Here is a 25,211-nt window from a genome sequence, read left to right as displayed (position 1 = left end):
CGGGTCAGCCCTCGTCGAACACTCGCGTGACATCGCCGATGACGATGGCCGACGGGTTGCCGACGCCCTCCTCGGCGACCCGGTCGGCGATGGTGAGCAGGTCACCGGTCACCACCCGCTGCTGCGGCGTCCAGGCCCGGTGCACAACGGTGACCGGGGTGTCCCCGGGCTTGCCCGCGCCGACCAGGGCCGCGGCCAGCTCTCGCAGCCGGCCCATGCCCATCAGCACCACGATGGTCTGCTGCCACGCGGCGAGGGTCGGCACGTCGAGGTCGTCGTGTCCGGAGATCACCAGCACACCGTGCGCGACACCGCGGTGGGTGACCGGGACCGACGCCGCCGCCGGTGCGGCGAAGGCCGAGGTCACGCCGGGCACCACCTCGACGGACACCCCCGCCGACCGGCAGGCGAGCAGCTCCTCGCCGCCGCGGCCGAGCAGGAAGGGATCGCCGCCCTTCAGCCGCACGACGTAGTCGCCGCGCCGCGCCCGCTCGATCAGCAGCTCGTTGATCTCGGCCTGCGGCACCGGGTGATGGTGCGGGGTCTTGCCGACGTCGATGACCTCGGCCGTCGATCCGAGCTCACGCAACAGGCCGACCGGAGCCAGCCGGTCGGTGACCACGACGTCCGCCCGGGCGAGCTCGCGCCGGCCGCGGACCGTGATCAGGTCATCGGCGCCCGGGCCGCCGCCGACGAGCACGACCTTCCCGCCGGAGTCCTTCTGCCGCAGCGAGATCGCCGACTCGGTGACCAGCGTGTCGAGGTCGCCCTGGTCGAGCACCCGCGCCGTCTGCTGCTCGAGGAAGACGCGGCGCTCGGCCGCCCACCCGGCGATCGTCTCGCGCTCGGCGTCGGTCGCCTCCGGAGCCGCGACCCACCAGGCGTCGTCGAGATCGGCCGGCTCCGCCTCGCGGGCAGTCCACTCGAAGGAGGTCGGCTCGGCATACCTCGTCCGGAGCTCCTCGCAGAGGGCGGGCGCGACGACCCGCACGACGGCGCCCTCGGCGAGCAGCGCGGTCACCCGCTGCGCGGAGCGGGGACCGCCGCCGACCACCACGGCGCGGCGGCCGGAGAGGTCCAGTGCGACGAATTCGGTCATGAAGCCACCTCGGGTTGGTCCTCGGCTGCGCCGGAAGCTCGCGGCCGAACCTCGATCATCCCATCCCGCAGACGGACGTCCCACGTTGCGAGACGTTTGCTGTCGTCGACCAGACAGCGACCGGTGCGCAGGTCGAAGACCTGCTTGAACATCGGCGAGGTGAGGGTCGGCACCTCGACCCCGTCGACCGTGGCGCTGCCGACGATGCCGCGTGCGATCACGTGGGCACCGCTGAATGGGTCGCGGTGGTCGACCGCGAAGACACGGTCGTCGGCCAGCCGCACGACGGCCAGCTGGTGGTCGTCGACCAAGGCCGGGACCGCGCGGTCGCGCGGCAGCACGTCGAGCCGGCTGACCGGGTGCCAGGTCTCGGTAGTCATCGCCGCACCTCGATCCGCTCCCCGGCCACCAGCACCGGCCGACGCTGACCGCGCTCCTGCTCATAGCGCAGCGACGGGTCGGGCACGTCGGCCGCGTTGACGAAGGAGGTGAAGCGGGCGAGCTTCTCAGGGTCCTCGAGCACGTCCCGCCACTCGTCGCTGTATGACGAAACGTGCTGCTCCATGGCCGCATCGAGGTCGGCGGCGATCCCCAGCGCGTCGTCGAGGACCACCTCCCGCAGATGGTCGATGCCGCCCGGCAGCTCCTCGAGCCACGGCGCGGTGCGCTGCAGACGGTCCGCGGTGCGGATGTAGTAGACGAAGAACCGGTCGATGGCCCGGATCAGTCCCTCGTCGTCCAGGTCCTCGGCGAGCAGCTGCGCGTGCCGCGGGGTGAAGCCGCCGTTGCCTCCGACATACAGATTCCAGCCCTTGTCGGTCGCGATGACCCCCGCGTCCTTGCCCCTGGCCTCGGCACACTCGCGTGCGCAGCCGGACACCCCGAGCTTGAGCTTGTGCGGCGACCGCAGTCCGCGATAACGCAATTCGAGCCGGATGGCCATCGCCACCGAGTCCTGCACGCCGTAGCGGCACCAGGTCTGGCCGACGCACGACTTCACCGTGCGCAGCGACTTGCCGTAGGCGTGACCGCTCTCGAAGCCGGCATCGACCAGCCGGCGCCAGATCAGCGGGAGTTGCTCGACCCGGGCGCCGAACATGTCGATGCGCTGACCGCCGGTGATCTTGGTGTAGAGGTCGAAATCCTTTGCGATCCGGCCGATTTCGATCAGACCCTCGGGCGTGACCTCACCACCTGGGATGCGTGGCACGACCGAGTAGGTGCCGTCCTTCTGCAGGTTGGCCAGCATGTGGTCGTTGGTGTCCTGCAGCGTGCCCTGCTCGCCGTCGAGGATGTGGCCGCCGTAGAGGCTGGCGAGGATGGAGGCGACCACCGGTTTGCAGATGTCACACCCGCGCCCGCGGCCGTGCCGCTCGACGATCTCGCTGAAGGTGCGGGCGCCGGTGACCTGCACGGCGTTGAACAGCTCCGCGCGGGTCAGCTCGAAGTGCTCGCAGAGGCCCCGGCTGACGGCGACACCGGCCGCTTCGAGCGCTGTGTCGGTCAGCTTCTTGACCAGCGGCAGGCAGGATCCGCAGCTGGTGCCGGCCTTCGTGCAGCCCTTCACCTCGGCGAGCGAACAGCAGCCATCGTCGGTGACGGCACCGCGGATCTGCGCGGCGCTGACGTTGTTGCACGAGCAGACGGTCGCCTCGTCGGGCAGGTCGTCGCCCGCGGGCAGGCCGCCGCTGTCCGGCACCAGGTAGGCGCTGGGGTCGGCGGCGAGCTCGCTGCCGACGAGCGGGCGGAGGGCGGCGTATGACGACGCGTCGCCGACGAGGATGCCGCCGAGCAAGGTGCGCGCGTCGTCGGAGACGACCAGCTTCTTGTAGACGCCGGCGACCGCATCGGCATAGACCACCTCGAGGCAGCCCGGTGCGGTGGCGAAGGCGTCACCGAAGGATGCGACGTCGACACCGAGCAACTTCAACTTGGTCGACGAATCCGCGCCGGGGAAGGTCGCCGTGCCGCCGAGCATCCGGTCCGCGACGACCTCGGCCATCGCGTAGCCGGGGGCCACCAGGCCCCACACGCGGCCGTCGATGCAGGCGACCTCGCCGATGGCGGAGATCGCCGCATCCGTTGTGCTGCAATCAGAGTCGACAACCACCCCGCCTCTCTCACCGACAGCGAGTCCGGCACCGCGGCCGAGCTCGTCGCGCGGCCGCACACCGGTCGCGAAGATGACCACGTCGACGTCGAGATCGCTGCCGTCGGCAAACCGCATGCCGGTGACCAGTCCGCGCCGGGCGCCGAGCACCTTGGCGGTCGCGGTGTCGGTGCGCACCGTGACGTCGAGCGCCTCGATGAGAGAACGCAATTGGGCACCGCCGCCGTCGTCGACCTGCAGAGGCATCAGCCGCGGCGCAAACTCCACCACCGTGCTCTGCGCGCCGAGCTCGCGCAGCGCGCCCGCGGCCTCGAGGCCGAGCAACCCACCGCCGACGACCGCTCCGCGCACGGGTCGGTCCGGGTGCTCGCGGCGGAGCGCCTCGACATAGCCACGGAGTGCGGCGACGTCGTCGATGGTGCGGTAGACGAAGCAGCCCTGCAGGTCGCTGCCCTCGACGGGCGGCACCGCTGCGTAGGAACCGGTGGCGAGCACGAGGTGGTCGTAGGCGAGCGTCTCGCCGGTGGCCAGGGTGACGTGCCGGCCGTCGCGGTCGATAGCAACGGCCCGGATCCCCTTGCGCAGACTGACTTTTGGGTCCTGCCAGAGCGCGTCGTCGCCGAGGTGGAGGTCTTCGGGGTCACGGCCGGTGAAGTAGGTGGTGAGCGCGACCCGGTCGTATGGCGGCCGCGGCTCCTCGGCGACCACGGTCACCTGCCAACGGCCGGACTCGTCCCGGCTGCGCAGCGCTTCGACGAAGCGGTGGGCGACCATGCCACCGCCGATCACCACCACGTGCTGTGCGACTTCACTCATCGGGACGCCTCCTGTGCCTCTGCCTGCGAATCTACGAACGCTGTGTTTCCACTGCCGTTGCCGTCATGTTTCGGCTGTGCAACATCCGGGTCGGGTGGGTTGGCCTGGTCCATCCAGGCGAGCAGACCGCACACGACCTCCCGGCAACCGCCGCAGCCGGTGGTCGCGCGGGTGCGAGTGGCGATCGCGTCGAGGTCGCGCGCACCGGCCAGGTGCGCGTCGACGATCGTCTTCTTGTCGACGCCGTTGCAGCGGCATACGGTCGCGGCGGACGGCATCGTGGTGGGGTTGTCGCTGACCGGAACGGCCGCGGTGGCGGCCGCCGACACCAGCAACAGCGCCGGATCGACCGGGATCGGTGTGCCCCGCTCGTAGTGGACCGTGAGCTCGGCGGCGACCTTCGGGGCACCGACACAGACCGCGGCCAGCACGCGCTCACCGTCGACGGTCACCTGGACGGAGCGACCGCCCTGTGGGTCGTGCAGCGCGATCGTGCGGGCATCGGGATGCGGGCGCGACATAGGCCCCAGAGTGAGCACGTCGAGGCCCACGGCCTTGAGTTTGACGATCATCGGATCCGGTTGCCGCTGCACCTGATCGGTGCGCCCGAGCAACGCCCGGGCCAGGCGGTCGGCCTGCTCCCACCCGGGTGCGAGCAGCCCGGGGCAACCGTCCGGCGTCTCGGCGCAGTCGCCGATTGCCGCGACTCGCGGATCGGCAGGGCTGTGGAGGTCGGCACCGACGACGATGCCGTGCCGCACCGGCAGCCCGGCCTCCGCAGCGAGCGCGGTCCGCGGGTGCACTCCGGCACCGGCGACCACGAGATCGGTTTGATATGCGGTGCCGTCGGACAGGACGACGCCGGTGAGCCTGTCCTGCGTATGACTGACGGTGGTCTCCTCGATGTCGGTGAAGACCTGAATCCCCAGCTGCGACAGTCGCTCTCGCACGACCACCGCCGCGTCGACGGGGAGTTGCCGGTCCATCAGGTGATCGCCCCGGTGCGCCAGCGCCACCTGGAGGCCGCGCGTGCGCAGGGCGCAGGCCAGCTCGATGCCGAGCAGGCCACCGCCGACGACCGTGACGTGCCGCAGGTGGGCGGCGGCCGCGAGCAGCTCACGGCAGTCGTCGAGATCGCGCAGCGCCCGGACTCCGTGTGGTTGCTCGCTGTTCACCGGAATGCGCGGTGCGGCACCGGTCGCGAAGACGACGCGGTCGTAGGGGTGGACGCTGCCGTCGTCGGCATACACGAGCCGACGGGGGCGGTCGACCCGCACGGCCGCGACGCCGCGGCACACCCGCACGCCGATGCCGGCGTGCGGCGCCGGCTCGGGCAGGGTCAGGCCGCCGAGGTCGGCGCGGCCGGCGACGACCTCGCCGAGCAAGAGGCGGTTGTAGGGGCGGTGTGGTTCGTCGCCGAGCACGGTGATGTCGAGGCGCGCGCCGGCGTCTGCCTCGCGGGTGAGCTGGTCGAGCAGGCGCGCGGCGACCATGCCGTGCCCGATCACGACGATGCGTGGGGTGCTCATGCGGGGCCCCCGCGAAGTATCCGGAGGAGCGCAGCGGGGGAGGAACTTCGTGGGGTGCTCATGCGGGGCCCCCGCGAAGTATCCGGAGGAGCGCAGCGGGGGAGGAACTTCGTGGGGTGCTCATGCGGGGGCCCCCGCGAAGTATCCGGAGGAGCGCAGCGGGGGAGGAACTTCGTGGGGTGCTCATGCCGTCGTGACCGCGACAGCACAGACCTTGAACTCCGGCATGCCGGAGATCGGGTCGGTGGCGGGGTTGGTCAGCAGATTGACGCTCTGCTCGCCGGCGAAATGGAACGGCATGAAGATCGTGTCCGGCCGGATGTCGGCGGACAGACGGGCCGCGGCGGTGATCGTGCCGCGTGTCGAGGTGAGTCGCACGTCGGCGCCCTCCTCGACGCCCAGGCGCGAGGCCAGCACCGGATGGAGTTGGACGAATGCCCTGGGCTCGCCGCGCATCAGCTCCGGCACCAGCCGGGTCTGTGCACCCGACTGGTAGTGCTGCAGGAGACGTCCGGTGACGAGGTGGATCGGCGCGTCGGGGCGCAGGTCGTCGTCGACCGGTCGCGGCGTCACGGGGACCATGCGGGCGCGTCCGCTCGGGGTCGCGAAGCGGTCGAGGAAGAGACGCGGCGTGCCGGGGTGCTGCCCGTCGGGGCACGGCCAGAAGATCGACTCCTCGCCATCCAGGCGATCGTGGCTGACCCCGCCATAGTCCGCCACGCCACCGGCACTGGCTCGCGCGAGCTCTTGCATCACCAGCTCGGGGTCGGTCTCGAATGCGACTGGGGATCCGAGCATCTCGGCCAGGTCGTGCCAGATCTGCAACTCGTCCCGCACATCGTCCGGCGACGGCACGGCTCGGCGGCGCCGCAGCACTCGCCCTTCCAGGGAAGTCATCGTGCCCTCCTCCTCGGCCCACTGCGGGACCGGTAACACCACGTCCGCCAGTCGCGCTGTCTCGGACGGCACGAAGTCGGCCACCACCAGCAGGTCGAGCGCGGAGAGTCGCTCCCGCACCCGGCCGGCGTCCGGTCCGCTCACTGCGGGGTTGGCACCGTGCACGAAGAGCACACGCGGACCACCCGGGCGCCCGAGTGCATCAAGCAGCTCGACGGCCGGAAGCCCCACTCCCGGAAGGGAGTCCGGGTCGATCCCCCACACCGCCCCGACGTGCGCCCGCGCCGCCGGGTCGTCGATCCTGCGATAGCCGGGCAGCTGGTCGGCCTTCTGGCCGTGCTCACGTCCGCCCTGCCCGTTTCCCTGACCGGTGACGCAGCCGTAGCCGGAGCCGGTGCGTCCGACCAGGCCGAGGGCGAGGGCGAGGTTGATCGCGGCCGTGACCGTGTCGGTGCCGTGGGCGTGCTGCTCCGCACCGCGGCCGGTGAGCAGGAAGGCGCCGGCGCCACCACCCGCAGGTGCGGCAGCCGCGAAAAGCTCTGCAGCAGCGCGCAATTCGTCCACGGGTATGCCGGCGACGCGCTCGACCCGCTCCGGCCACCACAGGGCGCTGCTGGCCTTCACGTCGTCCCACCCGTCGACCCGCTCGGCGAGATAGGCGTCGTCGGTGGCGCCGCCCGCGACGATCAGGTGCAGCAGACCGAGCAGCACGACGATGTCCGTGCCCGGCAGCGGTTGGAGGTGCATGCCGCAGCCGTCCTCGGTGAGCGCGGCAGTCGCCGTCCGCCGAGGATCGATGACGATCAATCCTCCCCGCTCGCGCACGGCGGCCAGGTGCTGCACCGACGGCGGCATCGTCTCGGCGAGATTGCTGCCGACCAGCATCACGCTGTCCGCGCCAGCGAGGTCCTCGAGGGGAAACGGCAATCCGCGATCCAGCCCGAAGGCGCGACCTCCTGCCGCTGCGGCCGACGACATGCAGAAGCGGCCGTTGTAGTCGATCCGGGAAGTGCCAAGGGCTACGCGGGCGAATTTGCCGATGCTGTAGGCCTTTTCGTTGGTCAGACCGCCGCCGCCGAAGACGGCGACCGCGTCGGGTCCGCCCGCCTCCTGCGCGGCGCGCACACCTTCAACGATGCGCGCGTAGGCCTCCTCCCACGTCGCCGGGGCCAGCTCGCCCTGCTCGTCCCGCACCAAGGGAGTCGTGATGCGGTCGGCACTGGTCAACAGCGCGGCCGATGTCCAGCCCTTCTGGCACAGGCCCCCACGGTTGGTTGGGAAGTCGCGTGGCGCGACCTCGACCCCGCCGGCCGCCAGCGGTGTCAGGGTCATGGCGCACTGCAACGCGCAATAGGGACAATGGGTTTGCGTCATCAAATGCGCGCACCGCCCACGGACGAGCGCTTGCTGCCGTAGACCGCCCAGGTGACGAGCGCCATCACGGCATACAGCACGATGAGCAGCCACAACGCCGGGATGATCGTGCCGGTGGGGTGCGCCGCGTCGATGCTGTGTGACTTCGCGACCGAGAACGCCTGCGGGATCACGAACCCGCCGAAGGCGCCGATCGCGCCGACGATGCCGATCGCACCGGCCGCCACCTTTCGCGCCGTATGGCGTGCGGCGACGCTCGAATCGGTTGCCGTTGCGGCGAATACGGCCGGGATCATGCGGTAGATCGAGCCGTTGCCGATGCCGGTGAAGACGAACATCCACAGGAAGGTCGCCATGAACCAGCCGAAGTTCTTCGCCTGCAGCGCCTCGATCACACCGACGGCACCGATGGCCATCGCCACGAACGACACGACCGTGACCAGCCAGCCGCTCAGCCGATCGGCGGCGACACCGCCCAGCGGGCGCGACAGCGACCCGACGAAGGCGCCGAGGAAGGCGAGAGTCACTCCGGCACCGAGGATCACATAGCTGCCGTTGCCCGGGAAGGCGTCGTTCATGATCTTCGGGAACGCGCCGGCGAAGCCGATGAACGAGCCGAACGTGCCGAAGTAGATGAAGGACAGCACCCAGGTATGCCGGGCCCGGACCGCCGCGGCATACGTGCCCGGCTCGGAGCGCGCCTCACTGAGGTTGTCCATCCGGCGCCAGGCCCAGAGCGCCGCGATCAGCACGAGCGGCACGAAGAGCCAGCCGGCGACCGGGAGGTTCGGGCTGCGTGTCGAGTAGGCCGCACCCAGGGTGATCACGACCGGCACCGCGAACTGCACCGCGGCCGTGCCGATGTTGCCGCCGGCTGCGTTGATGCCCAACGCTTTTCCCTTCTCCGCATCGCGGTAGAAGAAGGAGATGTTGGTCATCGACGAGGCGAAGTTGCCACCACCGAAGCCGGCGAGCGCGGCCATCGCGAGCAGCACCGGGAAGCCGGCGTGCGACCCGATTGCGAGCGCCAGACCGATCGTCGGCAGCAGCAGGAGCAGCGCGGAGATGACCGTCCAGTTGCGGCCGCCGAAGCGGGGAACGGCGAGCGAGTAGGGGATGCGCAGGGTCGCCCCGACGAGCGTGGGGATCGACAGCAGCCAGAACTGCTGGCTGTCGGTGAGCGCCGCCGCGCCGGTGTAGCCGTACTTGGGCAACTGCGGCACGACGATGCTCCACAGCGCGAAGACGCCGAAACCGAGGAACTCGGCGTAGACCGAGGCGGTCAGGTTGCGGCGGGCCGTGCGGCGACCGGCCGTCTCCCACTGGCCGCGGTTCTCCGGGTCCCAGCCGCTGATCCATCGGCCCGGGCCGTGCACCAGACCGTCGTCAGTGGGCGGTGCCAGCGTGCGCGTTTGCGCCGTCGCAGCCATGTGGTCCTCCGTCAGGCAGGCGCCCGTCGGGTGACGGGCTCTTGCCGGACGAAGGTAGGAACGACGTGTTTCGGCGGGTGTCGCGCTGGTGTTACCTGGACGTCACCGCTGCCTCACGGCCGTGCCGCGCGGCGTGTGAGACGTCGGGCAGCAGGGGCGTTGACCTGCGCAAACGCCGCGGGTCAGGCCAGTCCGAGATCCGCCAGGCCGTATGCCGTGAGATAGGTCACGCCCTCGGCCTCGATGCGCTCGCGCGCCCCGGTGTCGCGGTCGGCGATGACCGCGACGGCGACCACCTCACCGCCCGCCTCGCGCACGGCCTGCACCGCTTCGAGCGCGGATCCGCCTGTCGTGGAAGTGTCTTCGACGACGACGACGCGCCGGCCCTTGATCGACGGCCCCTCGATGCGCTGCTGCAGCCCGTGCGCCTTGCCTGCCTTGCGCACGACGAACGCATCGAGTGCGCGACCGTCGGCCGCGGCGGCGTGCAGCATCGAGGTGGCCACCGGGTCGGCGCCCATGGTCAGACCGCCGGCTGCGTCATACGACAGGTCCTTGGTGAGGTCGAGCATGACCTGACCGACGAGCGGCGCGGCGACGCCGGAGAGCGTGATGCGGCGCAGGTCGACGTAGTAGTCGGCCTCCTTGCCGGATGACAGCGTGACCCGCTGGTGGACGATCGCCTGCTGCTTGATCAGCTCGAGCAGGGTGTCGCGGATGGTCTCAATCGCGTTGTCGGTCATGGGTGCATCATTTCGGACGGTGCCGGCGGACGAGCTTGCCGGTGCGCACGATCGGGCGCGGCAGCACGCGCAGGGCCCCGGCGATGAGCTTGTACTGAGCGCCGGGGATCGACACGACCTTGCCCTTGTCGACGTCGTCGAGGCATTCCTTGACCAGCGAATCCGCCTGCAACCACATGAAATCAGGTGCGCCCTGGCCCTTGATGCCGGCCCGGTCGTGAAACTCGGTGCGGGTGAAGCCCGGGCAGAGCGCGGTGACGGTGACCCCGCTGCCCTTGAGTTCGCCGGCGAGGGACTCGGAGAAGACCGTGACGTAGGACTTGGCCGCCGAGTAGGTGCCGGAGGCGAGGAAACCGGCCACCGACGAGACGTTGATGATCGCGCCGTGACCACGCTCGCGCATGGCGGTGGCGGCCGCGTGGGAGAGCACGACGACGGACCGGACGAGCACGGCGAGCAGCTCCTCCTCGTCGCGAATGTCGTTCTGCAGGAACGATTTCTTCAATCCGTAGCCGGCGTTGTTGACCAGCAGGTCGATCGGTCGGGCCGGGTCGGCAAGCCGGTCGGCCACCAGTTGCACGTCGAGTCGCTCGCTGAGATCGGCCGGCAGGACCTCGACCGCGACGTTGTGCCGCCGCTCGAGCTCTGCCTTCAGCTCCTCGAGGCGTTGCGTGTTGCGTGCGACAACCACCAGATCGTGTCCCCGGGACGCGAGTTCGGTGGCGAAGGTCTTGCCGATGCCGGCGCTCGCGCCGGTGACGAGTGCGGTCGCCATAGGGATTTCTCCGCCCATCTGTCGGGTCAGCGTCGATACGCCCGGGAGTCTATGCGGAAACGCCGTCGAATCCCTCGCGGTGCGCGACGACCGCCGCGATGTGCTGCTCCGCCCAGTCGCGCAGCACGTCGATCGGCTCGCACAGGGAGCGGCCGAGCTCGGTGAGTTCGTATTCGACGTGCGGCGGGACGCTCGGATAGGCGGTCCGTATGACGAGGCCGTCGCGCGCGAGCGCCCGCAGCGTCGCCGTCAGCACCTTGCCGGACACGCCGCCGATGCGATCGCGCAGCTGGGTGAAGCGCATCGGTCCGTCGGCGAGGGCGCTGACGACCAGCACGGTCCATTTGTCGCCGACCCGGTCGAGCAGCACCCGGGTGGGGCACTCCGGATCGAAACCGTCGCCCACCCATGCGGGATCGGTCATGGATTCCCTCCCTTAGTTACCTTGAGGTACCAGGATACCAATGGTTACCGTGGCCGTTGTCGTCATACCCACCATGTGTAAGGAGCAGCCATGAAGGTCGCAGTCATCGGAGCCAGCGGCATGATCGGGTCCCGGCTCACCGGCGAACTCGCCGGACGCGGGCACCAGGTCACCGCCGTCACCCGTCACGGGTCGCAGGTGCCGGGGGCGGCCGAGAGCGTCGCGGGCGATCTCGGGGACGCCGACTTCGTCCGCCAGTTGGCCGAGCGCAACGACGCGGTCGTGTCGGCGACCGGGCCGAGCCGCACCGGCGGCGACCACCAGGAGTGGCTCGACGCGCTGCACAGCGCCGAGCAGAACATCGGCGGCACAAGGCTTTTCGTGGTCGGCGGCGCGGGCTCGCTGACCGTGGACGGCACCCGGCTGGTGGACCAGCCCGGCTTCCCGGAGGTCTACAAGCCCGAGGCCGTCACCCAGGGCAAGGCGCTGGACGGACTGCGCCGCGCCCCGGAGTCGCTCGACTGGACCTACCTGTCGCCGGCGCCGGAGATCGCTCCCGGCGAGCGCACCGGCGCCTACCGCACGGGCGACGACAGCCCGGCCGGCGACCGGGTGTCCGCAGAGGACTTCGCGGTCGCGATCGCCGACGAGCTGGAGCAGCCGAAGCACCGACGGACGCGCTTCACCGTCGCCAACTGATCCACGTAGGTTGGGGCCGTGCGCATCGCGACCTGGAACGTCAACTCCATCCGCTCCCGCATCGACCGCGTCGTCGAGGTGCTGCAGCGGCACGACCTGGACGTGCTGCTGCTGCAGGAGACCAAGTGCCGCGACGACCAGTTCCCGGTGCTGCCGCTCAGCGCCGCCGGATATGACGTCGCGATGCACGGCCTCAACCAGTGGAACGGCGTCGCGATCATCTCCCGCGCCGGGCTGGACGACGTCGAGGTCGGCTTCCCCGGGATGCCGGCGTATGGCGACCCGGCCGTCTCCGAGGCGCGCGCGATCGGTGCGACGGTCGACGGCGTGCGGGTGTGGTCGCTCTACGTGCCCAACGGTCGCGAGGTCGGACACCCGCACTACGCCTACAAACTCGACTGGCTGGCCAAGCTGCGGGACGCCGCGCAGGGCTGGCTGGCCGACGACGGCGACGCGCAGATCATGCTCGCGGGCGACTGGAACATCGCGCCGACCGACGACGACGTCTGGAGCGTGGAGTTCTTCGAGGGCAAGACCCACGTCACCGCGCCGGAGCGAGCGGCCTTCCGCGCGGTCGTCGACGCCGGCTTCGCCGACCTGGTCCGGCCCTACGCGCCCGGCCCCGGCGTCTACACCTACTGGGACTACACGCAGTTGCGCTTCCCGAAGCGACAGGGCATGCGCATCGACTTCGCGCTCGGCTCCCCCGCGCTGGCCGAGCGCGTGACACACGCGGAGATCGATCGCGAGGAGCGCAAGGGCAAGGGCGCCTCCGACCACGCACCGGTGCTCGTCACCCTGGACTGAGCAGGTGGACTGAGCCGGTGGACGCGGTCGACGGGCCCGCGCCAGGGGTGTTCTGGACACCCTCGACCGACCCGTCGGCTCCTCCCCCACCGGTCGTGTTGCTCGGTCACGGCGGCAGCGGTCACAAGCTGTCGGCTCGCAACCTGGACCTCGCCGATCGCCTTGCGCGACAGGGCGTTGCGTCATACGCGATCGACGGACCGTTGCACGGCGAGCGCGCGGCCGTGCCCGGGTCCGGCGACTACCAGGCTCAGCTGGCGCGCACCGGCATGGACGTCGTGCTCGACCGGATGACCAGCGATTGGCTGACCGGGCTCGACCTGCTGGCCGCACGCGGCAGGATCGACCCGGACCGGGTCGGCGTCGTGGGCCTGTCGATGGGTGCGCGCTTCGGCATACCCCTTGCGGCTGCCCTCGAACATCGCTTGCGTTGCGCGGTTTTCGGCAAGTTCGGCCTCCGTGCAGCTCCGCCGTCCTTGGCCGCTCTCGACACCCCGCGGCGGCACGCGGAGGCCGCCACCCGCATCACCGCACCGGTGCTGTTGCACGTGCAGCAGGACGACGAGATCTTCCCGCTGGAGGGCCAGGTGGCGCTGTTCGAGTGCTTCGGCGGCTCCGGCAAACGCGCGATCCAAACGCCTGGACCGCACGCGACGCCGGTCGCGGAGTCCGAGGTCGCCGAGTGGATCAATTGGCTCGCTCGGAAGTTGCTGCATCCCTAAGTTGGGGCCATGAGCCCGGTGCACCTGATCCGTTCGTCGTCGCTGACCGGCACCGTCCCCTACGCGTATGCCGCAACGACCGAAACTCCTTCTCGTCCGGTCTATTTCGCCGGTGCATGTCCTCTCGATGCGGACGGCGCAACAGTCGCGATCGGTGACGTGGCAGGTCAGGCGCGGCAGTGCCTCGCCAACTTGCGCACCGCGATGCGGGACGCCGACGTCACACTGCAGGACGTCATCTACACCAGGGTCCTGGTCGCGACGACTTCTCGTGATGATCTGGTCAGCGCGTGGAACGTGGTGGCGGAGGCATTCGGTGACCACGACGTGCCGAGCACGCTCACCGGCGTCACCGTGCTGGGCTATCCGGACCAGCTGGTGGAGCTCGAGGCAGTCGCCGCACTCCCTTCGTGAGCTTCACCAGGGGACGACACCGTCGGCATCGATGAACGTGCCACTTTTCGCATTCGCCGGCAGTGTCGCCGCCCGTATGACGACCTCGGCCGCCTCCGCGGCTGTGAGCGGCGCCTGACTGCGGTTCATCGGCGTCAGATCGGTCTGCACGAAACCCGGACACACCGAGGTGACCCTGATCGGCGTCTGCGCAAGTTGCTTCGCCAACGCGATCGTCACGTTGTTCAGCGCGGCCTTCGAGGCCTGATATGCAGGCATCGTCAATGCGTAATAGGGCGAGCTCGGGTCGGTCTGATCCGTCAGGGATCCCATCGTCGTGCTGACGTTGACGATGCGCGCCCCCTCGCTCGCACGTAGCAGCGGCATACACGACTCGGTGACCGCGACGGCACCGAACACGTTCGTCTCGAACGTCTCTCGGAAGAGCCGCGCGTCGACGATTTCCGCGGCGTCACCACGGGCTTCGGGCAAAATCCCCGCATTGTTCACGAGCACGTCGAGCCGACCGTGTGCCTGCCTGATCCGCTCGGCTGCGGCAACAACCTGGCTCTCGTCCGTCACATCTAGCTGGACTGCGGTTGCGGAATGCCCCTGTTTCACAAGGTCGTCCGCGATGCACTGAGCCGTCGCACCATTGCGCGCTCCGATCACAACATGATGACCGGCGGCAGCCAGCCCCCGCGCCACCTCGAGGCCAATACCTCGGTTTCCCCCGGTTACCAACGCAACTCGCACAACAGCCTCTCCGCGGCCGGACGCTCCGGCACCATCAACTAGCGACGATGGAACCCGATCCGAACGCGGAGCGCTGGCACGAATGCGACGTGACGCTCGAGACCTCTCAGTCGCGCTGCGAGCGCCACTTCTCCAGCAGCGCGGGCAGCTCCACCTGGAGGAACGCGAAGAAGTCCGCCATCTGGGCGAGACGTTCACCGGCGGGGGTGTCCGCACCGAGTTGCACCGCCCCGTCGGCCATCACCTCGTGCCACCGGTCGACCACCGAGCCGCGGTGCAGCAGCCCCTCGTACCAAATGTCGTCCGCGACGCTGAACTCGTCACGCCGGCTGCCCAAGGGGCGCGAGCGCTCCACCATGTGCACCTGCTCGAGGTAGCGCACCGCCCCCGAGATCGCACCGGCGCTCGCGTGCAGCGACTCCTGCAGGTCGGCCGCGGTCAACCGGCCCTCGTCGGTCGAGACGAGCGCGGCGAAGACGCGTGCCGCCATACGGTTCATGCCGGCGCGGGTGAGTTCGTCGCCGAGCGTCTCGACGAAGGCACGACGCGCGGCGGCGGGTGCTGGCGTTCGTCGGCTACGGGGCGGCATACCTGCGGAGGATAGGCGATCCTTCGGTTATTTTCTATATTTCACAAATTACTGAAATATAGCTACGGTCGGAGTATGACGACAGCAATCGACGTGCAGGGTCTCGTCAAGAGGTTCGGCCGCACCACCGCCCTGGACGGTCTCGACCTGCGGGTGCGCACCGGCGAGGTGCACGGGTTCCTCGGCCCCAATGGCGCCGGGAAGTCGACGACGATCCGCACGCTGCTCGGGGTGAGCCGGGCCGACGACGGCACGGCGACCCTGCTCGGCGGTGACCCGTGGCGCGATGCGGCGACCCTGCACCGCCGGCTCGCCTACGTCCCCGGCGACGTGAGCCTGTGGCCGACGCTGAGCGGCGGCGAGGTGATCGACGTGCTCGGCAGGATGCACGGCACCCTGGATCGTGACCGGAGGGCCGAGCTCATCGAGCGGTTCGAACTCGACCCGCGCAAGAAGAGCCGGACCTACAGCAAGGGCAACCGCCAGAAGGTCGCCCTGGTCGCCGCGTTCTCCTCGGACGCCGAACTGCTCATCCTCGACGAGCCGACCAGCGGTCTGGATCCGTTGATGGAGAAGGCTTTCGGCGACACCCTCGCCGAGGAGAAGGCGCACGGCCGCACGGTGCTGCTCTCCAGTCACATCCTCTCCGAGGTCGAACGTCTCTGTGACCGGGTGACGATCATCCGCGCGGGGCGCACCATCGACACCGGCACGCTCGGCGAGTTGCGCCACCTCGGCCGGTCGACGGTGACCGCAGTCGTGCGCAACCCACCCGACGCGCACGCACTGGGCGCCCTCGACGGCGTGCACGAGCTCCACATCGCGCCGGCAGGCGCCGGCACCGGCACCGCCATCACGGCACAGGCCGACCCGTCCGCCGTCGGGCAGCTCGTGCACCAGCTGTCGGCGCTCGGCCTGGACACTCTCACCTGCACGCCACCGAGTCTCGAAGACCTCTTCCTGACCTACTACGAGTCGGACTCGGCGCGATGACAACGGGATTCGTGCCCTACCTGCGCCTGGAGCTGCGCCGGGACCGCATCTGGTGGCCGCTCTGGGCGGTGATCATGATCGCCATGCCCGCGGCGACCGTGGGCACCTACGAAACCGTCTATCCGACGACGGCCGAACAGGCTGCCGCCACCGGGACGGTCAACGCCAACCCCTCGTTGCGTGCGCTCTACGGACCGGCGTTCGACCTGTCGAACGCCGGCGGATTCCAGGCGTGGCGAGTGCTCGGATTCACCTGTCTCCTCGCCGGATTCGTCGGCGGCTTCACCATGCTGCGACACACCCGCGCCGAGGAGGAGGCCGGTCGGGCCGAGTTGCTGCGCGCCGGGATGCTGGGCCGTCATACCGCACTGACGACGACCGCGTTCAGCTGCCTCGGATGGGCACTCGCGGTCGCCTTGTTCACCGCGGGACTGCTTGCGGCTCAGGGGCTTTCGCTCAGCGGATCGCTGATCACCGGACTCGGCGCGGCGGGCTGCTTGCTGTTCTTCGCCGGTGTCGGCGCCGTGGCAGCGCAGATCTTCGAGCGGGTCGGACCCGCGCGTGGAGTGGTCGGAGCGACGCTCGGCGCGGCATACCTGCTGCGGGCGATCGGTGACAGCAACGATCGAGTCGGCTTCCTGCCGTGGCTCTCCCCCATCGGCTGGGCGCAACAGGCCAGGCCGTATGCCGACGAACGCCCCCTCGTGCTGCTGCTTTTCGTGCCGACGACCGCGATCCTCTTCACTGTCGCGCTCCTGCTCGAGTCGCACCGTGATCTCGGCGCCGGTGTGGTGCAGCCGCGGCTCGGGCCGGCGACCGGAGACCTTTCCGGCCTGACCGGGTTGATCGCCAGATTGCAGCGAGGTTCGCTGATTTCGTGGCTGATCGGCGCTCTCGTCGCGGGCCTCGCCCTCGGCGCGATCACGTCCGGCCTGCTCGCCCTGCTGAAGGACTCCGGCTCGGCGGTCGACATCCTGCGCCGGATGGGCGGCGGATCGAGCCTGATCGACGTCTACTTCGCGGCGATCATCCCGATCGCGGCCGTCGTGCTCAGCGCACACGGTGTGCTCGCTCTCGACGTGCTCAGCCGGGAGGAGGCATCGGGACGGGCCGAACAGGTGCTGGCGGCGGCCGTGCCGCGGACCCGGCTCCTGCTCGGTCACCTCGCGTGGGCGCTGCTGGGCGCGGTCGCTCTGATGGTGGTCTTCGGCGCCGGCCTGGCGGGCGCCTACCTGCTCGCCGGCGGCGACAGCAGCGATGTCGGCTCGATCCTCGCGACGTCGCTCGGCGCACTGCCCGCGGTCTGGACGATGACCGGCATCGCGGCGCTCGGCGTGGGCCTCGGCGGCAGGTGGGGCCGGCTCGGGCTCGTCGTCCTCGGCCTGCTGATCGCGCTGCAGTGGTTCGGCGCGGTCGTCTCGCTGCCGGAAGCGGTGCTCGACATCTCTCCGTTCCGGCACCTGCCGCCGGTGGGTGGGGCATCCGCCGGTGATCTGGTGCCGCTCGGGCTGCTCGTCGTCATCGCGGCCCTCCTCACGGCGGCGGCCGTCGTGCTCTTCTCCCGCCGTGATGTGGTCCCGGAGGGCTAGAGGCACGCCGCGAGCGCCGCCCGGGTCAGCGGCATACCCACCCTGACGGTCGGATTCACATCTGACGGTCACATTCGACCGTCAGACGTGAATCTCGCCGTCAGGGTCACGACGGGGCGCCCGAGCCGCGCCCTCCCCGGAGACTCCGCCGCCGCGAAGTAACGTTGACGTCATGAGTGCGCGCGTCGACCACGACCTGGTCATCGTCGGATCCGGGTTCTCCGGCATCGGCATGGCAATCGCCGCCCAGCGGGACGGACGGGACTACGTCATCCTCGAGAAGGCCGACGAGATCGGCGGCACCTGGCGCGACAACCGCTATCCGGGGTGCGCGTGCGACGTGCCGAGCCACCTCTACTCGTTCTCGTTCGAGCCCAACCCCTACTGGTCCCGGGCCTACGCGACGTCCGACGAGATCCAGGACTACCTGCTCTACTGCGTCGAGAAGTACGGCGTCCGCGACAACATCCGGCTGCGCAGCACCGTCCAGCGCATGACGTATGACGAGGGTCTCGGCGCCTGGCACGTCACGGTCGGCACCGCGGACGGCGACAGCTACCAGATCGTGGCCGGCGCGGTCGTGCTCGGCGTGGGCGCGCTGCACGACCCGGTGCTGCCCGACATCCCCGGCCTTCGGACCTTCCAGGGCGAGGTGATGCACACCGCCTCCTGGGATCCCGGCGCGACCATGATCGGCAAGCGCGTCGGCATCATCGGCACGGGTTGCAGTGCGGTGCAAGCGATTCCGCACCTGGCCGAGGACGCCAAACATCTCACCGTCTTCCAGCGCACACCGATCTGGGTGCTGCCCAAGGTCGACCCGGCCTACCCGGAGTGGCTGGTCGACGCCTACGAGAAGCGCCCGTGGCTGATGAAGGCGCACCGGGCCAAGATCAAGGCGGCCAACGAGCTGCGCGTGCTCGCCTTCACCAAACAGCCGATGCTCCTCAAGGCGGCATCCAAAGCCGCTCTGGCGCATATGCGTTCGGCGGTGAAGGATCCGGAGCTGCGCGCCAAGCTGACACCGGACTACACGATGGGCTGCAAGCGCATCACGATGTCCAACACCTACTTCCCGGCGCTGGCCCGGGACGACGTCACGGTCGAGACCTCGTCGATCACGAGCGCCGACACGACCGGCGTGACCACGGCCGACGGCACCCACCACGACCTCGACGTGCTCGTGCTGGCAACGGGATTCGACGTCAGCGGCTCCTACCGCCACCTCAACGTGACCGGCCTGGAAGGCCACACCCTGGAGGCCGACTGGGACGCCGGCATCGACACCTTCTACGGCGTCACCGTGCCCCACTACCCCAACCTCTTCCTCCTGCTCGGCCCCAACACCGGTCTCGGGCATACCTCCGTGGTGTTGATGATCGAGGCCCAGATCGGTTTGGTGGCAAAGCTGCTCGACGCTCGCGACCATCGCGGCGCGACCGCCGTCGCGGTGCGCCCGCAGGTCGTGCCGGCCCACATGGAGCAGCTCGACCAGCGCAGCGAGCACACCGTCTGGCAGGCCGGTGGTTGCAGCAGCTGGTATCTCGACGAGGAGGGCCGCAACCGCACCCTGTGGCCCGGCTCGGTCGTGGAATACGAACGCAAGCTCGCCAAGCCCGAACTCATCGACTACGAATTCACCGGCGCAGTCGACCGGTGACCGGTCAGTCGTCGAGTGCGACGTCGCCGATGCCTCGCGCTGCGGGCTCGTCGGTGACCTCGCTGACCTGACGGCCGAGCAGCAACGCCACCGCGGCCGCGACGAGCGCGACGATCGCCGCACCGAGGAAGACCGTCTGCACCTGCACGATGCCCGCAGCCGTCACCGTCTCCTCGCTGGGGTTGCTCAGCGACTGCACCCGCGCATAGAAGCGGTGCAGCCCGATCGCGGTCAGCAGCGCGAGGCCGACGACCATGCCGATCATCCGGGCGACGACCACCAGCGACGAGACGACGCCGTGTGCGGAGCGCGGCGCGTCATACAGAGCGGCATCGTTGACGGGCGCGATCGCGACGCCGACACCGAGACCGGCCAGCGCGAGCATCACGGTCGGAAGTGGCCAGGCGTCAAGGGTGTTCGTGCCCCAGGTCGACATCTGGAAGAGCGCGAGTGCACTCAGCAGCAGTCCCGGCGCAGCAACGTATGCCGGGCCGAGTCGTCGCAGCAACCAGCCGCCCAGCAGGGCACCGACCGGCACCGCCACCAGGAACCGCAGCAGGATCAGCGCCGCCTCGGTCTGCGACGAGGTGACGGTCAGCCGGGCGAGCACGGGGATGTCGACCACGATCGCGACGATCGCCGTCCCGACGCACAGTGACACGACCAGCGCCGGGCGCACCCGGCCGACGACCACGCCGCGCGCGATGAGGGGGGAGGGCGCGGTGCGCTGCCGCCAGGCGTAGAGCGCGGCGGCGACCGCGGCCACCGGCAGCAGCCAGTAACCCATCGGCCCGACGACCTGCTTCTCCGGATTGGAGGCGGCGAAGGTCAGCACGAGCGCACCGAGAGCGAGCGCGATCAACAGCGCTCCCACCACATCGATCCGACGCACGGTCCGCCACCAGTAGCGCACCGAGAGCGCGATCAGCACGGCCAGCGCGATGAGACCCCACACCCCGATCTGGGTCGCCAGCCGGGCGGTGCTGTCGCCATACGGCACGAAGGGACCGCCCCACCGGATCGAGGTGGTCAGCGCGCCGGGCGCCCACAGCGCGAGGCCCAGCAGCACGAAGGCAGCGAGGGCGGCGACCGCCGTGAGCACAGACCACCACCAGGGCACGCGCGACCGGTCGGCGGCGTCGGACTGCCCCCGCCCACCCACGAGCAGGACTGCCGCGGCAAGCACCAGACCGGCAACTGCGTTGAGCCAGAAGATCATTCGCCAATCGCTGACCGCGAGGATCGGCGCGCCGAGCAGCGGCCCGATCACGCTGCCGATCTCCTGCACGGCGCCGACCACGCCGAGTGGCGTGCCCCGCTTGCCCGGCGGCCAGAGGTCGGCGACCAGCGCGAGCGTCGCGGGCACCAGACCACCGCCGCCGACGCCCTGCAGGAAGCGGCCGGCGACCATGACCGACAGATCCACCGAGATCGCGGTGATCGCCGAACCGACGACGAAGAGCAACAGGCAGCCGACCAGGATCCGTTGTCGCGCAACGAGATCCGCAAGTCTGCCGATCAGCGGGAGCACGGCGATGTAGCCGAGCAGGAAGCCGGAGATGATCGGCGTCGCCTTCTGCAGGGCATCGACGCCGAGGCCGACGCCGTTCATCATGTCCTGGAGCGCGAGCACCACGACATACGTGTCGGCGGCGGCCAGCGCGACGGCGACCGACGCGGTCGCCAGCAACGCGCGCGGGCGTGCGGAAGTAGGTGGCTGCATCGTCATCCCCGAGGTCACCGATCAGGACGGCGGGCTGACGGTGACCTGCTCGCCGTACTTGGTGAGTTCGACCGTGTAAGACGTGTCGGTCGACTGGCTGTAGAACTGCCCGGTGAGCGTCGCCGAGCGCAACTCGCCGCTGTCGGTGATCAGGTAGGTGGTGTCGTAGGTCTCGGCCTCCACACCGATCGTGAGGTTCTTCTTCACAATCGTCCCGGGCAGCGTGCCCGTCACGGTCTGCACCACGTCCTTGCCGCTGCGCGTCTTGTCACCGAACTTCGGCTTCTGCGTCGCGGTCAACAGAGAGGAGAAGCCACCCTCGGTGGCGAAGATCTTCGCTGGGTCGGGCGCCCCGAACTGCTTCGGGTCGACCTGCGCCATCTTGGGGGTGAGTGGGGTCTTGGCCCAGACCTTGCCGTTGACCGCGACGACCGGCACGTCGACCGCGCCCGCGACCGGCACCTGCACCTTGATGCTGCCCTTGAACGCCGGTGCATGCGATCCGTCGCCCTCACCGCTGAGCAGTCCGGTCGCCTTGTCGGGGACCTTCTGGGACGTCAGCTTGAAGTGCACACCGGCGGTCTCGTCGAGGGTCTTCTTCGCCGTCGCCAGCATCGCTGCCGGGTTGGCGGCTGCCGATGCTGCGGCGTCGGACTTCTTCTTGCCACCGCCGCTGCACCCGGTGAGCGCGAGGGATGCGGCGACCGCGATGGTGCCGGTGGCGGTGAGAGTGCGTCGCATGCAGGGCAACCTATCTTCCATCTGGAGTCGGGTGGTGGGGCCGGTGCGATAGACGCGGAAGATTCATCCCCGGTTCCCCCTGACTCATCAGGCGAGACCGGGCGGGTCGCTGGCTGCGGCCGCCGCGGCGGCGGCTGCGGCGGCGGCGACCCAGCGCGGCTCGGTGCCGTAGCGCTGGGAGGGGATCAGCCGGCCGTGCGCGCAGTCGTCGACCAGCGTCGCCATCCGCCGGTCGCGGGTCGCCTGCTGCTTCGCGCCCAGCACCCAGTGGATGGCGAGCTTGCGATAACCGGGAGTCGCCGCGGCCCAGAACGCGGCCGCCCGCCGGTCACCGCCCAACTGCTTCTCGTATGCCGCAGGCAGCTCGTCGGCCGGCTGTTCGTAGGAGTAGACGCCCGAGCGCTCCGGCCGGCGCCGCGCGTAGGCGTCGAGGCCGGCCTGCGTCATACGGCCCTGCGAGCGGAGCTCCTCGACGGCGGCGATGTTGACCGCGCTCCAGGTGCTGCCGCGCCGGCGCGGAGTCCAGCGCTGGCGGCGGCTGTCGTCGTCGATGCGCTCGGACTTGGAGTCGATCCAGCCGAAGCAGAGCGCCTCACGGACGGCGTCGGCCCATTCCAGGCCGCGATCGGAGACGTGCTTCTTGCGCAGGCCCATCCAGATCTCGTCCTCGGTGGCGTGGTGGCGCTCCAGCCAGGCGCGCCACTCCGCGGCGTCGGCGAAGAAGATCGCGGGCCGGTCGGGGGTGCCACCGGCCCGACCGGGCGGAGAGGAGCTCACCATGCGGTCGATCATCTCGCAATGTGAACCCGCGCGGATCGGTATCCCCGGAGTCGCTCCCTGCGTGGGCCATCTCGGTCAGAATGGCGGGATGACCGCACTACAGGTGAAGAACGTGACCACCGACGACGGGGCGCGGCTCGCCGTCTACGTGCGCGAGCCGTCCGCCGACCCGAGCGGGACGGTGGTGCTCGGCCACGGCTGGATCCTGGATCACCGCTCGTGGCTGCCGGTGGTCGATCGCCTCGATCCGTCACTGCGCGTCGTGCTGTGGGACCAGCGTGGTCACGGCCGCTCGACCCTCGCCGGCGGTGGCCACAAGGTCGGCGACGAGTCGATCAAGCGGCTGGGCCGCGACCTGTCCGCGGTGATCGGCGCGACCGTGCCCGACGGCGAGAAGGTCGTGCTGGGCGGGCACTCCATGGGTGGCATGACGATCATGGCGTATGCCGGGGTCGCCCCCGACGAGTTCGCCGAGCGGGTGCGCGGCGTCGCCCTGGTGTCCACGGCAGCGGGCGGCCTGCGCGGCACCGGCCGGGCGGGCGAGGCCGGCCTGATGGCCGCGCTGCGGCACGTGCCGTTCCGGCTCGGGCGCGCGATGACCGAAAAGGGCCAGCGCAGAACGGCGTTCGGCAAAGGCGCCCGACCCGAGGACGTGCGCGACGCGACGAGGATCGTGCGCGGCACCCGGGCGAGTGTGCTCGGTGGGTTCTACGGTGCACTCATGAAGCACGACGAGATCGCGTCCCTGCCGGCGCTGCGTTCGGTGCCGGTCCGCATCCTCGTCGGCACCCGCGATCTGCTGACCCCGCACAAGCTCGGCGACCGGCTCGCCCAGGAGCTGCCCGACGCGGAGCTGACCAAGTTCGACGGCCTGGGACACATGCTCACCTGGGAGGCATCCGACGACGTGGCGACGGCCATCACCACCCTCGCACGATGAATCACGTTGCGCCGCAGACGATCCGGGCGATGCGCGCGGAGGCCGATCGACTTCTGGACTTCGGTCGACGGTCGTGGACCGACCGCGGCTTCGGCTGGCTGGACGACTCCGGCGCGCTCATCTCCCGGCCGCTGGAGTTGTGGATCAACTGCCGCATGACCCACGTCGCGGCCCTCGGACTACTCTCCGGCAGAAGCGAATTCGCCGAGATGGCCGACCACGGGGTCGCGTCGCTGCTCGACCACTTCCAGGACACCGAGCACGGCGGCTGGTATGCCGCCATCGACGATTCGAGCGGCGCCGCTTCCGACTCCGACAAGCTCGCCTACGCGCACGCGTTCGTGCTGCTGGCGGCGAGCAGCGCGGTCGCCGCTCGCCGCCCACGGGCGGACGAGCTGCTCGACCTGGCCCGCCAAGTGCACGACCAGCGCTTCTGGATCGGCGACAAAAACCTTGTGCACGAGAGGTTTTCGGCCGACTGGGTGGAAGCGGAGCCATACCTCGGCGTGAACGCAGCCATGCACACGGTCGAGGCTTTCCTCGCCGTGCACGACGTCACCGGCGAGCAGTCCTACCTTGATCGCGCCGAAGCCACGACTCAGCAGGTGCTGTCGTGGGCCCGCGAGCGCGACTGGCGGATCCCCGAGCACTTCGACCTCGACGCCATCCCGTTGCCCGACTACAACCGGGACAGCCCGGCCGACCCGTTCCGGCCCTTCGGCGCGACCGTCGGGCACGCGCTGGAGTGGTCGCGGCTGGCCCTGTCGGTGCGGGCCGCACGGCGCGCGACCGATGCGTCATACGACGGCGGGCTGGTGGGTGCCGCAACGCAATTGGCGGATCGCGCGGTCACCGACGGCTGGGCGGTGGACGGCGCGGACGGCTTCGTCTACACGACCGACTGGTCCGGCGAGCCGGTCGTCCACGCCCGCATGCACTGGGTGGTCTGTGAGGCGATCGGCGCGGCATACGCACTGGGCATCGCGACCGGCGAGCAGCGCTGGGACGACGCGGTCGAGACGTGGTGGGACTACGCAGACCGCTACCTGATCGACCGCGAAAACGGTTCGTGGCACCACGAACTCGACGCCCGCAATGCCCCCGCCAGCGACACGTGGGTGGGCAAGCCCGACGTCTACCACGCCTTCCAGGCCTGCCTCCTCGTCGGCGACCACCTCCCCCTCGCACCCTCCTTCGCCACCGCCCTCGCCCGCCGCTGACCGACAGGCCCACAAACGCACCGACCGGCCCACGAAAACTCACCGATTTGCCCGTCCGCTCGATGCGTTTGTGTGCCTATCGATCCGCCTGTGGATAACTTCGCGGGCGAGGCGCCGCTCGGTGCCAGGCTCCTCACGTATGACGCATATAGAGTCTTTCACCGATGACCCGGTAGGCCCGACGCCGCTCACTGCTTATCGCTCGGAACGCGAGCATGCACTGCTTCGTCTGCGACAGCTGCTGGTGCCCGTCCCGTCCGCGCGGCTGACACTCGTCTCCGACGCGAAGAGTGGCGGCATGCCGGGCTCGAGCGGAGTCGCGGTCCACTGGACCCGACTTCGCAGAGCCGCCTTCGCCAAGTGCGACCCTGCCACCCTGACTCAGGACGAACGAATCATCCT

General features: G+C 70.0%; 24 protein-coding genes. 10 read left to right on the top strand and 14 right to left on the bottom strand.

Features of this window, described 5'->3' with window-relative positions; translation table 11 throughout:
- Positions 1-4 precede the first annotated feature (4 nt).
- The 9 genes from cobA to HJ588_RS05760 all read right to left on the bottom strand — a co-directional run bounded on the left by cobA (position 5) and on the right by HJ588_RS05760 (position 11,197).
- Positions 5-1,099 carry a uroporphyrinogen-III C-methyltransferase gene (gene cobA / locus HJ588_RS05800; protein ID WP_171152951.1) on the bottom strand — a complete coding sequence of 365 codons (1,095 nt, stop codon included), beginning with the start codon at positions 1,097-1,099 and terminating at the stop codon, positions 5-7.
- A complete protein-coding gene (gene nirD, locus HJ588_RS05795; RefSeq protein WP_171152949.1) occupies positions 1,096-1,479 on the bottom strand; it encodes a nitrite reductase small subunit NirD in 384 nt (127 codons plus the stop codon). The genes cobA and nirD overlap by 4 nt, the downstream gene beginning before the upstream one ends.
- On the bottom strand, positions 1,476-4,025 hold the full coding sequence (nirB, locus tag HJ588_RS05790) for a nitrite reductase large subunit NirB (RefSeq protein WP_171152946.1): 2,550 nt from the start codon (positions 4,023-4,025) through the stop codon (positions 1,476-1,478). The genes nirD and nirB overlap by 4 nt, the downstream gene beginning before the upstream one ends.
- A complete protein-coding gene (locus HJ588_RS05785) occupies positions 4,022-5,554 on the bottom strand; it encodes an FAD-dependent oxidoreductase (protein ID WP_171152944.1) in 1,533 nt (510 codons plus the stop codon). The genes nirB and HJ588_RS05785 overlap by 4 nt, the downstream gene beginning before the upstream one ends.
- Positions 5,555-5,737: 183 nt before the next feature.
- Positions 5,738-7,825, bottom strand: a complete 2,088-nt coding sequence (locus tag HJ588_RS05780; RefSeq protein ID WP_171152942.1) for a molybdopterin oxidoreductase family protein — start codon at positions 7,823-7,825, stop codon at positions 5,738-5,740.
- On the bottom strand, positions 7,825-9,255 hold the full coding sequence (locus HJ588_RS05775; protein ID WP_171152940.1) for an MFS transporter: 1,431 nt from the start codon (positions 9,253-9,255) through the stop codon (positions 7,825-7,827). The genes HJ588_RS05780 and HJ588_RS05775 overlap by 1 nt, the downstream gene beginning before the upstream one ends.
- Positions 9,256-9,437: 182 nt before the next feature.
- Entirely contained in the window at positions 9,438-9,998 is a 561-nt protein-coding gene (pyrE, locus tag HJ588_RS05770; RefSeq protein WP_171152938.1) for an orotate phosphoribosyltransferase, read from the bottom strand.
- Between the two features lie 7 nt (positions 9,999-10,005).
- Positions 10,006-10,773 (bottom strand): SDR family NAD(P)-dependent oxidoreductase, encoded by a 768-nt coding sequence (locus tag HJ588_RS05765; RefSeq protein ID WP_171152936.1) that lies wholly within the window; start codon positions 10,771-10,773, stop codon positions 10,006-10,008.
- Between the two features lie 49 nt (positions 10,774-10,822).
- Positions 10,823-11,197, bottom strand: a complete 375-nt coding sequence (locus HJ588_RS05760) for a winged helix-turn-helix transcriptional regulator (protein WP_171152934.1) — start codon at positions 11,195-11,197, stop codon at positions 10,823-10,825.
- 90 nt (positions 11,198-11,287) lie between these two features.
- Between HJ588_RS05760 and HJ588_RS05755 the strand changes: the two genes are divergently transcribed.
- Genes HJ588_RS05755 through HJ588_RS05740 form a run of 4 tightly spaced genes read left to right on the top strand, consistent with a single transcriptional unit; the run spans position 11,288 to position 13,839 of the window.
- The gene (locus HJ588_RS05755) at positions 11,288-11,896 is read left to right on the top strand and encodes an NAD(P)-dependent oxidoreductase (protein WP_171152932.1); all 609 of its coding nucleotides are present in this window, start codon (positions 11,288-11,290) and stop codon (positions 11,894-11,896) included.
- Positions 11,897-11,914: 18 nt separating this feature from the next.
- On the top strand, positions 11,915-12,703 hold the full coding sequence (locus tag HJ588_RS05750; RefSeq protein WP_171152930.1) for an exodeoxyribonuclease III: 789 nt from the start codon (positions 11,915-11,917) through the stop codon (positions 12,701-12,703).
- A gap of 17 nt (positions 12,704-12,720) precedes the next feature.
- Positions 12,721-13,425, top strand: coding sequence for a dienelactone hydrolase family protein (locus HJ588_RS05745; RefSeq protein ID WP_171152927.1), 705 nt, complete (start codon positions 12,721-12,723; stop codon positions 13,423-13,425).
- A 9-nt stretch (positions 13,426-13,434) separates the two neighbouring features.
- Positions 13,435-13,839, top strand: a complete 405-nt coding sequence (locus HJ588_RS05740; RefSeq protein ID WP_171152924.1) for a RidA family protein — start codon at positions 13,435-13,437, stop codon at positions 13,837-13,839.
- A 3-nt stretch (positions 13,840-13,842) separates the two neighbouring features.
- Here HJ588_RS05740 and HJ588_RS05735 read toward each other — a convergent pair whose 3' ends face one another.
- Positions 13,843-14,514, bottom strand: coding sequence for an SDR family NAD(P)-dependent oxidoreductase (locus HJ588_RS05735; protein ID WP_246242000.1), 672 nt, complete (start codon positions 14,512-14,514; stop codon positions 13,843-13,845).
- Here HJ588_RS05735 and HJ588_RS19275 point away from each other — a divergent pair.
- Positions 14,425-14,616: a hypothetical protein gene (locus HJ588_RS19275; protein ID WP_246242389.1), complete on the top strand. Its 192-nt coding sequence runs from the start codon at positions 14,425-14,427 to the stop codon at positions 14,614-14,616. The genes HJ588_RS05735 and HJ588_RS19275 overlap by 90 nt on opposite strands.
- A gap of 64 nt (positions 14,617-14,680) precedes the next feature.
- On the opposite strand, the gene HJ588_RS05730 is transcribed toward HJ588_RS19275, so the two are convergent.
- Positions 14,681-15,163, bottom strand: coding sequence for a GbsR/MarR family transcriptional regulator (locus tag HJ588_RS05730; RefSeq protein ID WP_171152919.1), 483 nt, complete (start codon positions 15,161-15,163; stop codon positions 14,681-14,683).
- A 75-nt stretch (positions 15,164-15,238) separates the two neighbouring features.
- Here HJ588_RS05730 and HJ588_RS05725 point away from each other — a divergent pair, with 75 nt between their 5' ends.
- From HJ588_RS05725 to HJ588_RS05715, 3 genes are all read left to right on the top strand, one after another.
- Positions 15,239-16,156 (top strand): ABC transporter ATP-binding protein, encoded by a 918-nt coding sequence (locus HJ588_RS05725; RefSeq protein WP_171152917.1) that lies wholly within the window; start codon positions 15,239-15,241, stop codon positions 16,154-16,156.
- Positions 16,153-17,745 (top strand): ABC transporter permease, encoded by a 1,593-nt coding sequence (locus HJ588_RS05720; protein WP_171152915.1) that lies wholly within the window; start codon positions 16,153-16,155, stop codon positions 17,743-17,745. The genes HJ588_RS05725 and HJ588_RS05720 overlap by 4 nt, the downstream gene beginning before the upstream one ends.
- Positions 17,746-17,917: 172 nt before the next feature.
- Positions 17,918-19,405: a flavin-containing monooxygenase gene (locus HJ588_RS05715; protein ID WP_171152913.1), complete on the top strand. Its 1,488-nt coding sequence runs from the start codon at positions 17,918-17,920 to the stop codon at positions 19,403-19,405.
- A 4-nt stretch (positions 19,406-19,409) separates the two neighbouring features.
- Here HJ588_RS05715 and HJ588_RS05710 read toward each other — a convergent pair whose 3' ends face one another.
- From HJ588_RS05710 to HJ588_RS05700, 3 genes are all read right to left on the bottom strand, one after another.
- Positions 19,410-21,134 (bottom strand): MFS transporter, encoded by a 1,725-nt coding sequence (locus HJ588_RS05710; protein ID WP_343036611.1) that lies wholly within the window; start codon positions 21,132-21,134, stop codon positions 19,410-19,412.
- A gap of 15 nt (positions 21,135-21,149) precedes the next feature.
- A complete protein-coding gene (locus HJ588_RS05705) occupies positions 21,150-21,869 on the bottom strand; it encodes an LppX_LprAFG lipoprotein (protein ID WP_171152907.1) in 720 nt (239 codons plus the stop codon).
- Positions 21,870-21,956: 87 nt separating this feature from the next.
- Positions 21,957-22,649, bottom strand: coding sequence for a YdeI/OmpD-associated family protein (locus HJ588_RS05700; RefSeq protein WP_171152905.1), 693 nt, complete (start codon positions 22,647-22,649; stop codon positions 21,957-21,959).
- Positions 22,650-22,737: 88 nt separating this feature from the next.
- Between HJ588_RS05700 and HJ588_RS05695 the strand changes: the two genes are divergently transcribed.
- The gene (locus HJ588_RS05695) at positions 22,738-23,589 is read left to right on the top strand and encodes an alpha/beta fold hydrolase (RefSeq protein WP_171152902.1); all 852 of its coding nucleotides are present in this window, start codon (positions 22,738-22,740) and stop codon (positions 23,587-23,589) included.
- Positions 23,586-24,809 (top strand): AGE family epimerase/isomerase, encoded by a 1,224-nt coding sequence (locus HJ588_RS05690; protein WP_171152900.1) that lies wholly within the window; start codon positions 23,586-23,588, stop codon positions 24,807-24,809. The genes HJ588_RS05695 and HJ588_RS05690 overlap by 4 nt, the downstream gene beginning before the upstream one ends.
- The last annotated feature ends 402 nt before the right edge of the window (positions 24,810-25,211 follow it).

This window comes from Flexivirga aerilata, from assembly GCF_013002715.1.
GTDB classification, from domain to species: domain Bacteria; phylum Actinomycetota; class Actinomycetes; order Actinomycetales; family Dermatophilaceae; genus Flexivirga; species Flexivirga aerilata.
Note: the sequence above shows the minus strand (reverse complement) of the source record. Positions and strands in the feature narration are given on the sequence as shown.